General features: G+C 42.0%; 12 protein-coding genes. 11 read left to right on the top strand and 1 reads right to left on the bottom strand.

Annotated elements, in window-relative coordinates; translation table 11 throughout:
• Positions 1–3: 3 nt before the first annotated feature.
• The 11 genes from RID09_RS03935 (at position 4) to RID09_RS03885 (ending at position 11,576) form a co-directional block, all read left to right on the top strand.
• The gene (locus RID09_RS03935; RefSeq protein WP_446334645.1) at positions 4–1,143 is read left to right on the top strand and encodes a glycosyltransferase family 4 protein; all 1,140 of its coding nucleotides are present in this window, start codon (positions 4–6) and stop codon (positions 1,141–1,143) included.
• On the top strand, positions 1,140–2,255 hold the full coding sequence (locus RID09_RS03930; protein WP_446334644.1) for a glycosyltransferase family 1 protein: 1,116 nt from the start codon (positions 1,140–1,142) through the stop codon (positions 2,253–2,255). Before RID09_RS03935 ends, RID09_RS03930 begins: the two co-directional genes overlap by 4 nt.
• Positions 2,252–2,941, top strand: a complete 690-nt coding sequence (locus RID09_RS03925; RefSeq protein ID WP_446334643.1) for a class I SAM-dependent methyltransferase — start codon at positions 2,252–2,254, stop codon at positions 2,939–2,941. The genes RID09_RS03930 and RID09_RS03925 overlap by 4 nt, the downstream gene beginning before the upstream one ends.
• Before the next feature lie 37 nt (positions 2,942–2,978).
• Positions 2,979–3,902 (top strand): FkbM family methyltransferase, encoded by a 924-nt coding sequence (locus tag RID09_RS03920; RefSeq protein WP_446334642.1) that lies wholly within the window; start codon positions 2,979–2,981, stop codon positions 3,900–3,902.
• A 145-nt stretch (positions 3,903–4,047) separates the two neighbouring features.
• Positions 4,048–5,097 (top strand): glycosyltransferase family 4 protein, encoded by a 1,050-nt coding sequence (locus tag RID09_RS03915; protein WP_446334641.1) that lies wholly within the window; start codon positions 4,048–4,050, stop codon positions 5,095–5,097.
• On the top strand, positions 5,094–6,494 hold the full coding sequence (locus tag RID09_RS03910) for a hypothetical protein (RefSeq protein WP_446334640.1): 1,401 nt from the start codon (positions 5,094–5,096) through the stop codon (positions 6,492–6,494). Before RID09_RS03915 ends, RID09_RS03910 begins: the two co-directional genes overlap by 4 nt.
• Positions 6,454–7,740, top strand: coding sequence for a glycosyltransferase family 4 protein (locus tag RID09_RS03905; RefSeq protein WP_446334639.1), 1,287 nt, complete (start codon positions 6,454–6,456; stop codon positions 7,738–7,740). Before RID09_RS03910 ends, RID09_RS03905 begins: the two co-directional genes overlap by 41 nt.
• The gene (locus RID09_RS03900) at positions 7,740–8,903 is read left to right on the top strand and encodes a glycosyltransferase (protein ID WP_446334662.1); all 1,164 of its coding nucleotides are present in this window, start codon (positions 7,740–7,742) and stop codon (positions 8,901–8,903) included. The genes RID09_RS03905 and RID09_RS03900 overlap by 1 nt, the downstream gene beginning before the upstream one ends.
• Positions 8,900–10,093: a glycosyltransferase gene (locus tag RID09_RS03895; protein ID WP_446334638.1), complete on the top strand. Its 1,194-nt coding sequence runs from the start codon at positions 8,900–8,902 to the stop codon at positions 10,091–10,093. Before RID09_RS03900 ends, RID09_RS03895 begins: the two co-directional genes overlap by 4 nt.
• 18 nt (positions 10,094–10,111) lie before the next feature.
• Positions 10,112–10,759, top strand: coding sequence for a class I SAM-dependent methyltransferase (locus tag RID09_RS03890; RefSeq protein ID WP_446334637.1), 648 nt, complete (start codon positions 10,112–10,114; stop codon positions 10,757–10,759).
• A gap of 31 nt (positions 10,760–10,790) precedes the next feature.
• Entirely contained in the window at positions 10,791–11,576 is a 786-nt protein-coding gene (locus tag RID09_RS03885; protein WP_446334636.1) for a glycosyltransferase family 2 protein, read from the top strand.
• A 379-nt stretch (positions 11,577–11,955) separates the two neighbouring features.
• Here the strand turns inward: RID09_RS03885 and RID09_RS03880 are convergent, their stop codons facing one another.
• A complete protein-coding gene (locus RID09_RS03880) occupies positions 11,956–13,227 on the bottom strand; it encodes a glycosyltransferase family 4 protein (RefSeq protein WP_446334635.1) in 1,272 nt (423 codons plus the stop codon).
• Positions 13,228–13,391: the final 164 nt, after the last annotated feature.

Here is a 13,391-nt window from a genome sequence, read left to right as displayed (position 1 = left end):
ATTATGACACAAATGAAGATACTATCAATTAGTAATTGCTCACAAGTTGAATCTCAAGGCTCAGGATATGCAATTTTAAATTTCTCACATGGCTTGCGTAATCGCGGTCATGAGATAGACTTGTTTGCTCCAAATGCTTTTGAACCTTTTTCTTTCTTAAGAAAAGCTAAAAGATACAGGCAAGCTTTAGGTATGTTATTTTTTACTTTGTGTAAGCTTAATACGCAACACTATGATATTGTTGAATTCTACGGTGCTGAATCTTGGCTTACTGCATCAATACTCCGGAGAATCCAAAATCGAAAATTTTTATTGGTCAGTCATTCAAATGGACTAGAGACACATTGTCGCGGAGTATTGGTACAATTTTTAGGAGCTGCATCCTTAAATGGATTACCTCCTAAATGGTATCAATTCAATCAAAATATCCTACTTGAGAAAGCATTTACTCAGGTTGATGGTATCGTTACAGTCAGTGAGTACGACCGATCTTATGCTCTTAAGCAAAATTATCAGGATAAATTACACGTTGCACTAGTTGAATATGGGCTTATTGATAGCTTTTTGAACATCAATGTTGATTTTCATCGAAAACCTATAGTTGGTTATTGTGGGTCTTGGGTAGCGCGAAAAGGAATTAAAAGTATTCAAACTGATTTGTCTCAGTTACTTACTGATTTTCCTGATTGTTTATTTAAGATAATTGGAGTAGATTTATCCTTTGATAAAGAAAAATGGTTTCCGCCAGAAATAATTTCTCGCATAGAAGTTATTCCATTTGTCGAATCCAAAAATGATTTAAAAACAATCTATCAATCAATTTCTATTTTTATTGTTCCTTCTGTTTATGAGAGTTTTGGTTTAGTAACAGCAGAAGCCATGGCTTGTGGTTGTGCAGTTGTAGCAAATAAAACTGGTTTTGCGGCAAACCTTAAGCACCGACAGGAAGCCCTGATTCTTGACGAGCCTGTTTCACCATTTCTTTATGAGTCAGTTAAAGAACTGTTATTAAATGAATCGTTACGTCTACAAATTGCGAAAGCTGGATATCAGCGTGTTCAGAGCTTACGTTGGGATTTAGCAGTAGATCGCTTGGAGCAAACGTATCAAAAGTGGTTGCAAGAGTTGAGGCAAGTACAATGAACATTATCCAGTTTGTCCCCAGACTCCCTCCTGCAATTGACGGAGTAGGCGACTACGCTCTCAATCTAGCTTGCCAGCTACGTCAAGACTTTGGTATAAAAACACACTTTATTGTAAGTGACCCGACTTGGACTGGGGCAACTCATATCGAGGGGTTTCCCGTTCGCAAGGTAACAGTGCATTCTGCTGATACTTTATTATCTTTGTTGCCGAGCGATCGCGCCGCCACAGTCTTGCTGCACTACGTTGGCTATGGTTATGCCAAACGAGGCTGTCCTGTTTGGCTAGCTGATGGCTTACAGCGTTGGCGAACTGCTAGCACTCATCGAACTATTGTAACTATGTTCCATGAAGTTTATGCCTCTGGACGACCACCTTGGACGAGTGCTTTCTGGCTATTCCCACTACAAAGAAACCTGGCTAGTCAGTTAGTCCAACTGAGCGATCGCTGCCTTACCAGCAAGCAAGGTTATGGCGATATCCTCACTTACTTGAGCCAAGGCAAGCATACTTCTATTCCTTGCTTACCTGTCTTCTCCAACATTGGTGAACCAGAGCGAGTTTTACCCTTGACAGAACGTCAGCGACAATTAGTGGTGTTTGGCGGACGTGAAAAGCGGCTGCGCGTTTATCAAAACTCCTGGTCAATACTCAGCCATACCTGTCAACACCTAGAAATTGAGCAAATTTTAGATATTGGAACACCCACACAACTCTCTTTATCAACTATTGACCATGTGCCGATCATGGAAATGGGTCAGCAGTCTGCTAAAGAAATCAGTAGTATCTTGTCCAATTCTCTAGTCGGCTTCTTTGACTATCCTACTGACTTCTTAGCGAAATCAACGATTTTTGCCGCTTATTGCGCTCATGGAGTGCTGCCTGTTAGCGCCCAATGCACGGCATTGCCCGTTGATGGAATAGCACCTGGAAAACATTACTGGTTTCCGGATAAACAGACAACCGACTTGAAAAGTGTGACACAGATGCAGGCGATCGCAAACAATGCTTACAACTGGTATCAAACTCATAACTTATCAGTACAAGCTAAGACTTTTGCCACTCAGCTAACAGCCTTGTCGCAACCCAAATTTAGAAACAACAATTCATGAGTGTCAGTCAAGCTCTCAAAACTAAACGTAAACTGGCTTCTGAAGCCAGCAAGGGTATTAGCAGCGATCCAATCTACAGAACGTTTGAGCAGACATTAATCCGACTCAATCTCAAGGGTGACTTGCTGGACTTTGGTGCTGGTACAGGTAATCTCACTCGGCATATTCAGGCACTTGATCGCTTCCACTCCATCACCGCTATTGACATTATGCCGCGTCCCGTCGAAATTGACGACTCAGTGACATGGTTGAGCTGGGATCTAAACGATTCTATCGATATTCCCGATCAAACGTTCGACGTTATTGTATCTGCTGAAGTTATTGAACATCTAGAAAACCCTAGAGCCGTTACCAGAGAATGGTTCCGATTGCTCCGTCCAGGTGGAACACTTGTCTTTAGCACGCCTAACAATGAAAGCTGGCGCTCTTTATTGGCTCTTCTATTACAAGGTCATTTTGTGGCATTTGGTGATACTTGTTATCCAGCACATATTACTGCACTACTACGCAAAGATATTCAGCGCATCCTCAATGAAACTGGTTTTTCTCAGTTAGAGTTTGTTTTTACTAATGTGGGTGGTGTTCCTAAAATACCTCAGCTTCACTGGCAAATGGTTTCAGGTGGACTACTTAAGGGGATTCGTTATAGCGATAACTTATTAGGGATCGCCCAGAAGAAAATCTGAAACTCCTGTCATCCTAAAGCTAGAAAACTTTAATAATATGAATAAGCAATTCATCGTTTTTTTGAATCGACCAGAATATATTTTTAGATCTCTTCAAATCTATTATCGTATTTTTAATAAAACGAGCCAATCAAAAAAACAATTTGATAACCTTTTTCTTCCATGGGGAGTAGAATTAACAATTCCTACAGATTCAGATGATAAAGTGGGATATTCAATTTCTACACAAGGAATTTATGATTTGAGTGTCACTGAGGTACTGTGGCGGTTGGTTGATCCAGGGGATACTGCTTTAGATATTGGTGCAAATATTGGATACATGACAAGTATCATGGCTAAAAGAGTCGGAAAAACAGGTAAAGTTTGGTGTTTTGAACCCAATAGCGAAGTCTATGAAGAACTACTATCAAATATATACAATTGGTATAATAAATATAATTGGAATCATATTTATTGTCAAAAATTAGCTCTGTCAAATAAATCAGGTGTGGGACTACTGGAAGTCCCCAATAAAAACAGAGGAGAATCTTCTATTATTACAACTGATAAATATCAAAAAGTCGGCAAAGAAATAAATAATTGCAAAACTCATAAAATTCTTTTAACAACTTTAGATAAAACCTTGGACAAAAACGGCAAAATTGGTGTTGTTAAAATTGACGTTGAAGGACACGAGCTACAAGTTTTGCAGGGCGCTACTGAGCTAATAAGTAAACAACGAATCCGCGATATAGTCTTTGAAAATCATTGTGGTTATCCTAGTCCTGTGACTCAGTTATTGGAAGAATATGGGTATACCATATTCCGAATTTGGAAAGGATTTTGGAAACCGCTACTCAAACCTCCAACAAACAATTTAGTTCATCCGTGGGAACCACCTAACTACCTTGCAACTAAAGAACCTAAACGCGCCATTAAGCACTTGAAAAAGCGAGGATGGAATTCACTAACTGGTAAGTAGTCGGACATAAATAAACAGAAATCAAGACGCAAAAAACGGCTTGTAACCTTCGCCCCAAGGGGATTTAAGCTATATTGACAAAACTTTGTACAGCACCTAAAACTTTTGTCCTACTACTTAAGAGATATAGTTAATTGTAAATAGTATGATGAAAATTCTAATATCCTCTAGCTTATTTTATCCAAGTTTGGGTGGCAGTGAAACAGATGCTGAGATATTTGCTCGGGAATTTACGCGCCTAGGACATGTCATTAAAGTTATTACCAGAATTCCCGGCACTAATATAGCCGCCGACAGTTCGGAGTTCCCTTTTGAAGTGATTCGGCAACCAAGTCCTATTCAGCTTCTTAAGCTTGTCCATTGGTGTGACGTATATTTCCATAACGGGATTATCTTGAAGGATGCTTTGCCTCTTCTAATTATCCCTAGACCTTGGATTGTGCGTCACCAAAGCTGGATTAGATCCATTGACGGCACCCTAACTGGAATCGGAGGCAATTCTTCTAGCTGGAGAGTTCGCCTGAAACACTTTTTTGTCCGATTTTCGGTATCCATTTCAATTAGCCAAGCTATAGCTAATCATCTAAGATACCCTTCTACTGTTATTCCCAATCCTTACCGCGATAATTTATTCCGCGTGATTCCTGACAGTGCCAGAACCAAGGACTTAGTTTTTCTGGGGCGGCTCGTTTCAGAAAAGGGTGTAGGAGTATTGCTAGAGGCTTTGGGTAAACTGAAGCAGTGGGAGCTAAAACCTCAGCTAACGATTATTGGCAAAGGACCAGAAGAACCAAAACTACGTCAACAAGTTATAGATTTAGAAATTACTGAACAAGTCACTTTTGTAGGCGCGAAAGTTGGAGAAGAATTAGTCAATTTCTTAAATAAACATCAGATTATGGTAGTTTCTTCCCTTTATGACGAGCCTTTTGGAGTGGTTGCACTAGAAGGTATTGCCTGTGGTTGTGTCGTTGTTGGTTCAGAAGGAGGAGGCTTAAAAGATGCAATCGGTTCTTGCGGAGTAACCTTTCCCAATGGAGATGTTAACGCCTTAACTCAAACTCTGTTCGATTTATTAAGCAATCCCAAAAAACTGGACATTTACAGGGGAAATGCAGAATTCCATTTATCGCGCCACAAACAAGCAGAAGTAGCCAAGGCATATTTACAAGTGATTGAGGCAGCCCTTCAGTGAAACTTCTAATTGGTCTAGTAGCTGTTGTCGTTATAGTTTACATATCATTTCTTAACTGGCGTCGCTCGATTAAGGCAGTTTTTTTTCTGCTTGTGTTTGAAGGTGTTTTGCGAAAATGGGTATTACCCCAGGCGAGCGACATGATGTATTTCCTGAAAGACCTGGTACTTATCGGTGCTTACCTTCGGTACTATGCTTTTTCAGACTCAGAAAGAAAAGTTCCGATTAAAAGTGACTGGATTAAGATGTTAGTCTTTCTGGTTGCAGGTTGGTGCTTATTCCAAACTTTTAATCCTAGCCTGGGATCGCCTATTGTCGGATTTTTTGGACTCAGGGGCTATCTGTTTTACATCCCGCTAATATGGATGACACCAAATTTATTTCAATCTGAGGAAGATCTATATAAATTTTTGCGTTATCACCTCTTATTATTGATTCCTGTTTGCCTCTTAGGGGCGGCTCAATTCTTTAGCCCTGCTTCCAGTCCCATTAATGTCTATGCTGGCGGTGCAGAAGCAACGGCTGGATTTTCCGGAACAGGCAAAGTAAGGGTTACCGGAACATTTTCTTACCTAAGTGGTTACTCCATGTATCTAGCCGTATGCTTTGCTATATTATTACCCCTAGTTTTAAAAAAACAGTCACGCATGTGGCAATGGGTATCTACTGTAGAAATTGCTTTACTAACAGCCAATTCTTTTATGACAGGAGCGCGAGGATTAGTTCTTTTTGAGATTTTATTTTTAGGTGGATATTTAAGTTTAATGCTCCTTAAGCAAACTTCCATTATCCAGAATTACTTACAGCGTTTTACTGTACCAATTATCTTGTCTTTTCTAGCTGCCTACATCGGGTTTCGTCCGGCTGTCGATGCTTTTATGATGCGAACGACTTCCTCTGATAATCTGTCGCAACGTATTTTAAATAGCTTTAATGTAACTGAATATTTTCAATACAAACAAATATATGGCTATGGCACTGGAGCCACACACCAAGCGGTGGGAGCGCTACGCGGCGCACTAAATTTACCATCTGGGGAATTAATTCCAGTTGGGTTTGAATCAGAAATGGGTAGAATTGCTCTAGAATTAGGTCCTATTGGTTTTATTCTTTGGTATGGGTTTAGAACTGTTCTTATTGTTGCTCTTGGACTTACCTTTTGGAAGCTAAAAATATCTTTCCTGCGCCAATTAGCACTCGCTGCTTTTCTGACCCATGCCATCCTAATCAATGGTCAGCTAGTTGTTCACCATACCTTTTTAGTTTACTACTGGTTTCTTGCCAGTTTCATTTTCCTATTACCTCGTTTAGAGAAGATAGAAAATTTTCACAAATATCAAAAACTATTGCAAGAAAATGTTTTATCCGCGTATTTCAATGGTTCAAGCCACCAGTAGTCCATTTTCTCGAAATGCTGCCATCGCTTTGTCGGAAGCCGATTTGCTTTACGAAGTAATTACAACAATTGCTTATGATCCGAAAGGCTCTATTTCACAATACCTAAACTCCCTACCCAAGACAATCAGAAACTGCCTACATCAAGAACTGGGGCGGCGGACATGGACTGTCTCAAAAAAAGGGATTATCCGCACACATATAGGCAAAGAAGTTGTTCGGTTAGCTTTAGTACAGACAGGTTTGTATCGCTATTTAGGTTTGAGTCGTCGGGGACTAGTTGACTGGGTATATACCTCATTAGATCGTCACGCTGCCAAGCATCATCTTCAAAATATTGATGCTGTCTACGCCTACGAAGATGAAGCCGCCACAACGTTCCAAACCGCCAAACAGCAGGGCATCCTCTGCTTGTACGATTTAGCGATTATCTTCTATCACCTGAGTCGAGATATTCAAATTCAAGAAGCTGAACGCTTCCCTGATTTAGCTCCCGCATTATTAGCCACCAAAGAACCAGCTTGGAAAATTGAACGAAAAGAACAGGAAGTGCAACTTGCTGACCATATATTTGTGGCATCTTCGATTACTAAAAAATCATTGCTTGATGTTGGGATAAACTCCGAAAAAATTACTGTCATTCCCTATGGTGCGCCGATTGATTATTTCCAACCGAAACTCAAAGCTGACAAAAATTTCCGAGCGTTGTTTGTTGGTCGTGTCTCACCTCGTAAAGGTGTTCACTACTTACTGCAAGCTTGGCAGGAATTACAATTACCTGATGCCGAGTTATTATTCGTAGGCTCTAACCAGTTTCCAGAAGGTTGGCTAGATCAATACCAGGATTTGTTTCGCCATGTCCCCTCCGTACCCCATGCTTCATTGAATCAATACTACAGTTCTGGTAGTGTTCTTGTCTTTCCTTCTTTAGTCGAAGGCTTTGGTCTGGTTCTGCTAGAAGCAATGGCTTGCGGCATTCCAGTTATTACCACACTTAACACCGCTGCTCCTGATATCCTCACCCATGGGATAGAGGGCTTTATCGTACCCATTCGAGATGTGGAAGCCCTCAAAGAAAAACTTGAATGGTGTTATCGCCATCCCCAAGAATTAGCCGAAATGGGGCAAGCTGCTCGCCGGAAAGCCGAACAACTGACTTGGGATTTATATCGCCAGAAATTGAGCAGTCGGGTACGGGAAATTGTCGAGCATCAAAGGAGTCAGTCAGTCAAGTTACTATATTCATGATGAAAAATATACCTCACTCTACTTCTTTTCACCTTTGGTTACCAGATATATTTGAATTTAAGGGAGGCATTCAAGTCTACTCAGCGTTCTTGTTAGAGGCATTACAGAGTTTATATCCTCAGAGTAATTATGATGTTTTTCTCAAGCATGATAATCACTCCTTACCTGAGTTTTCTTTTTTAGCCCATACCCGATTTCACTTTAGTGGTAATTGGTCTTTACCTGTAAGAACGCCTATTTTTGCTGCCCAGTTGGTAGGCATCGGACTTTGGAAACGACCGAGTTTGGTGATATCTACTCATCTCAATTTCACAGTTGCTGCCTATTGGTTGAAAAAACTTACTGGCATTCCTTACTGGACAGTGGCTCATGGTATAGAAGCTTGGGATATAGAACGCCCCGCCTTACAGACTGCATTGCATCACGCCGATCGCATTCTTGCTGTCAGTTCCTACACCCGTAATCGCCTCCTGAAAGAACAAAACCTCGCTCCGAGCAAAATTTCAATTTTACCTAACACAGTTGATGCCAGTCACTTCCAGATAGCTGCCAAACCTGCTTATTTACTAGAACAATACAACTTCAAAGCCGAACAAGCAATTATCCTAACTGTTGCACGCCTAGCTGAAGCAAAGCGACATAAGGGATACGATCAAATTCTGGAGGCACTCCCTCAAATCCGTCAAGCGATTCCTAATGTTCATTACATAATTGTTGGTAAAGGGAAGGATCAACCTCGCATCGAACAATTAATTGCTCAACTGGGACTGCAAGATTGTGTCACCTTAGCTGGGTTTGTTCCTGATGATCAGCTATGCGATTATTACAATCTCTGTGATGTTTTTGCCATGCCTAGCAAACTAGAAGGGTTTGGCATTGTTTACCTAGAAGCTTTAGCCTGTGGTAAACCAACGCTAGGCGGTAATCAAGATGGCGCGATTGATGCTCTGTGTCAGGGTGAGTTGGGAGCTTTGGTCGATCCTGATGATGTTGGGGAAATTGCCCAAACTCTGATTCAGATTTTGCAAGGAACTTATCCTAATTCCCTGATCTATAAACCAGAAGCTTTACGTCAAAAAGTCATCGATACTTTTGGCTTTGAACGCTTCAAAAAAAATCTTGCCGAAATAATCAAAAATTCTCCAATTGGAGCTGAATTGTGAGAGTTCTCCATGTCATTCCTTCAGTAGCACCAGTACGAGGTGGTCCCAGTCAAGCTGTTTTGGCAATGGTCAAGGCATTGTGTACACAGGGTATTGATGCTGAGATTGCCACAACCAACGACAATGGCTCCGATTTACTCAATGTCCCCTTACAGCAGCGGATCGAGTACCAACAAGTTCCTGTTTGGTTTTTTACTCGTTTTTCCCCAACTATTGAATCTGTTAGAGAATTCGCCTTTTCCTGTCAACTCACTGCATGGCTATGGCAGCATGTTACCGAGTATGACCTCTTACATATCCATGCCATTTTTTCCTATGCTTCAACAGCAGCAATGGTGATTGCCCGTCTCAGAGGCATTCCCTACATTGTTCGACCCCTAGGACAACTTTGTCAATGGTCATTGCAACAAAGCGCTGGCAAAAAGCAAATTTACCTCAATTTAATAGAACGTGCCAATCTACAACATAGTCAAGCGCTTCATTTCACCTCTCAACAGGAACAGCGAGAAGCATCTGAGTTAAATCTCAAGCCGCCAAGTTTTATTCTCCCGCATGGTTTATCTGTACCTACTTTCTTACCAGATGCTCGCTATCAGCTACGGCAGCGGCTGAACATTCCTGAAGATGAGCCGGTCATTTTATTCATCTCTCGCCTACACCCCAAAAAGGGATTAGAGTATCTGATTCCTGCTTTGGGGAAACTGGCAGATCAACGCTTTACTTTTGTACTGGCTGGTAGTGGTTCTTCCGAGTATGAAGCTGAAATTGATGCTCTTTTAATTGCTGCTGGCATCGATAAGCGCACATATCGTTCCGGATTTGTGACAGGAGAGATGAAAGACTTATTACTGCAAGGATCGGATGTGTTTGCTCTGACATCTCACTCGGAAAACTTTGGGGTTGTTGTGCTGGAAGCGTTAGCTGTAGGACTACCTGTTTTAGTTACTCCTGGTGTTGCCCTAGCTTCTGTGGTCAAACAGCATCAACTCGGCTATGTAGCAGAACTGGATGTGGCGGCGATCTCTTCTGCTATGAAACAGTTGCTCAACCATAGACAAGAAACTAAAGTCATGGGAAACCGCGCCCGTCAACTGATTCTCGAACAATACACCTGGGATGGCATTGCCTTAAATTTGATTGCGGTTTATACCGCCATCATTAAAAACTATCCTGTCCCTGCTTTCTACTAATGGAGTACCAATTTATCAATGGAAACCACCATTAGCCAATACAACTATGCTTATCAAGATAATTGTTCAGGGCATCATCATGCCTATCTGATCGATCCACTCCTAAAAATACTCTCTCAGGCAAAACAATTCAACCAACAAAAGCTACGTGTATTAGATATCGGCTGTGGAAATGGCAGTCTGACTAATCTAATTGCACAACAAGGTTATGAAGTCGTTGGTGTTGAAGAATCTGAGTCTGGTGTGACATTTGCTCGTTCTAGTTTCCCAGATTGCCAATTTATCCAGGGGAGTATTTACAATTTACCTTATGCTAAGTTGGGTAACTCATTTGATAGTGTTATTTCCTGCGAAGTCATTGAACATTTATTTTATCCGAGAGAACTTGTTAGAGCTGCTAATAAATGTTTGAAGCCAAATGGGACTTTAATTATTACCACTCCTTATCACGGCTATTTTAAAAATCTGGTTCTAGCTCTTTCCGGAAAAATGGATAGGCATTTTACCACTCTTTGGGATGGTGGTCATATTAAGTTTTTCTCGCCAAAAACTCTAACTGAACTATTAAGGGAAGAAGGTCACACAAGTATTAAATTTACATTCTCTGGCAGATGCCCATATCTTTGGAAATCAATGCTCTGTTCCAGCTCTCCAGTGAATAGTTAAGTTCAAATATTTTAACATTAAACTCAGGCTTATGCTTGAACAAATAACACCTCTTATCCTTACCTTTAATGAAGCCCCTAATATCAATCGCACTCTGGCAAAACTTACTTGGGCAAAGCAAATCGTCGTTATCGACAGCTACAGTACTGATGAAACCCTGGATATTGTAAAATCCTATCCGCAAACCCAAGTTTTTCAGCGGCAGTTTGACACCCATCACAACCAGTGGAACTACGGCTTGTCACAAGTCAAAACGGAATGGATACTCTCCCTCGATGCCGATTATGTTCTCACCGACGAACTGATTGCCGAAATTGAATCTCTTGCCAACAATTCTCCCATAGATGGCTACTTCGTCCGGTTCAAATATTGCGTATTTGGCAAGCCACTGCGCGGAACATTGCTTCCGCCTCGACAAGTTCTATTCCGACGGAAGAAATCTATCTATCTTGATGACGGACATACCCAGCTACTTCACGTCAGAGGCAACTCAGGTACACTCAACTCCTATATCTACCACGACGATCGCAAACCTCTAAGCCGCTGGTTATGGGCGCAAGATCGCTACATGCTCATTGAAAACCAGAAAATCCTGAAAACCCCTCTTAGCGAACTCAGCTTCGGCGATCGCATCCGGCGGCAAAAAATCCTCGCCCCTTTCGTCATCCTATTCTATTGCCTGATCCTCAACAAAGGCATTCTAGATGGCTGGCATGGCTGGTATTATGCTTTCCAGCGAACCCTGGCAGAAATCCTGCTCTCTATTCGTCTCATCGAAAAAAATTTCAATAACGCAGCCACAAGAAATAAACTCTAGTACAATCGCTGAAACCTTGATGTAGCGTGGGTTTCAACCGAGCTCTTATCATATTGCCAAAATACCGATCACGGTATTTTGGCAAGTGCTACATGGGTACAATTTTTGAGGGGCTTGAGCGTTAAAACCATTACGGTATAAGGCGTTCGCCTTGATGCAGTACATCTGTATGGGGGGAACTTCAGGTCAAAGGGGAACTTCAGCTTAAGGCTGGTGGGCAGTGCCCACCCTACGGTATAGGGTTTCGGCGATTCCCAAATGCACGCTTTTGAGTACCATTCAACTTAGGCAGAGTCGGTTGGGTTTCGCGATCGCAAGTGCCCAACCGACTTGAACATTTTGTGCTTTCAGTGACTCCCCACCCCACACCCCGGACAGACTATTGTTCCTGCAATGTATTCGTTTCACGCCCTTTTCTCCCATCCCTTCCATTGAGGCTTGGTGCAAAATCTGATACGATAGACTGGTGCAATAACTTGTAATACTCTCGTGCAATCCGATCCGGGGTAAAATTAGATTGTAAATACCGACGACCGGCTTCACCCATACGCTTGACTAACAATTCATCTGTGGACAAGCGGCGAATAAAATCTGCCAAACCAATCGCATCACCATTACTGAAAGCCGCACCACATTCAGCCTCTGCAATCAGCGCCTGTAAATAAGACTGGGACTCACAAATCGCGGCGATTGGACGCCCTGCGGCTAAGGCGGCGTAAAGTTTGCTAGGGGCGACTAAACCTTCCATCCCTGGACTAATACTGACCAAGGATAAATCGCCTGCAGTGAGAGAATAGGGTAGATTTTGTTTATCCTGATAGGGTAAAAAGCGGCAATTCGTTAAACCAAGCTGACGAGTTCGGGCTTCAAAGGCTTCCCGTTTAGCGCCATTGCCAATGAAAACAAACAGAATTGAGTCATGTTGTAACAGTTGAGCCGCTTCTAAAATAGTCTCCACATCATGACAGCGACCCATGTTCCCAGAATAGAGCACCGTAAACCGATCGACCAGATTGAACGTCTGAGCAAACCAGTTATCCTGTTTGGCAATCGGTACAATCCAATTGGCATCTGCCCAATTATGAATAACGGTAATTTTCTCCTTCAGTTGGGGACATTTGTCGGCGACGCGATTTTTCATCGAAGGACTCAACACTACAATTTGTTGCGCCTGTTTCCATATATGGCAGTTCACCCTATTCCAGAGTTTAACTAACCAGTGGCGACGGGAAAAAACATTGAGTTCGACGGCAACATCCGGATATAAATCGTAGATCAAACAAACATAGGGGAGTCCAAATAACTTGTTGGCAAAATACCCCAGAATCGGTAAAAATGGAGGAGCTGTGGTTAACAAGAGTACATCCCCGCGACTACTGGTTTTGAGTAAATGAAGTCCCGCCCGCAGACAAAAGATGAGTCCATTCAGCGCTTTGCCGCGAATACGCTTCGACCAAATCCGAGTCGCCCGCGATCGCTGAATCACAAGCTGCTGGAAATACTCCCGCGCTGGTGCTGAGTGGCTGTGAAAGGCATAACCGGGCTGTCCAGTAAATACTCGCACAAACAAACCTTGTTTTCCCAACTCAACGGCAAGTTCTTCGATAAGCTGTCCGGTTGCTGCATAATCAGGGGGGTAAAATTGAGTCAAAATCGATAACCGGAGAGGTTTACTATGCCGAAGGGGAGTCTCGCTATTGCTCATGTTACTGTGTTACTGAATGGGGTGCTTGGACAGATGTTAATTTTCACTAACCTTTACACATTCACTTGCTTCTATCCGGATGTTAAGTAAACTCAATATTACAAATTATC

The sequence above is a fragment of the Coleofasciculus sp. G1-WW12-02 genome, from assembly GCF_040219735.1.
Classification (GTDB): Bacteria; Cyanobacteriota; Cyanobacteriia; order Cyanobacteriales; family Coleofasciculaceae; genus Coleofasciculus.
This window is presented reverse-complemented; position numbering and strand designations above follow the sequence as displayed.

What these genes read in the sequence shown, in the direction of transcription:
- RID09_RS03925 (WP_446334643.1), top strand. Translation starts at nt 2,252, where the DNA reads ATGAGTGTCAGTCAAGCTCTCAAAACTAAACGTAAACTGGCTTCTGAA.
- RID09_RS03905 (WP_446334639.1), top strand. Translation starts at nt 6,454, where the DNA reads ATGTTTTATCCGCGTATTTCAATGGTTCAAGCCACCAGTAGTCCATTT.
- RID09_RS03930 (WP_446334644.1), top strand. Translation starts at nt 1,140, where the DNA reads ATGAACATTATCCAGTTTGTCCCCAGACTCCCTCCTGCAATTGACGGA.
- RID09_RS03920 (WP_446334642.1), top strand. Translation starts at nt 2,979, where the DNA reads ATGAATAAGCAATTCATCGTTTTTTTGAATCGACCAGAATATATTTTT.
- RID09_RS03915 (WP_446334641.1), top strand. Translation starts at nt 4,048, where the DNA reads ATGATGAAAATTCTAATATCCTCTAGCTTATTTTATCCAAGTTTGGGT.
- RID09_RS03885 (WP_446334636.1), top strand. Translation starts at nt 10,791, where the DNA reads ATGCTTGAACAAATAACACCTCTTATCCTTACCTTTAATGAAGCCCCT.
- RID09_RS03890 (WP_446334637.1), top strand. Translation starts at nt 10,112, where the DNA reads ATGGAAACCACCATTAGCCAATACAACTATGCTTATCAAGATAATTGT.
- RID09_RS03900 (WP_446334662.1), top strand. Translation starts at nt 7,740, where the DNA reads ATGAAAAATATACCTCACTCTACTTCTTTTCACCTTTGGTTACCAGAT.
- RID09_RS03935 (WP_446334645.1), top strand. Translation starts at nt 4, where the DNA reads ATGACACAAATGAAGATACTATCAATTAGTAATTGCTCACAAGTTGAA.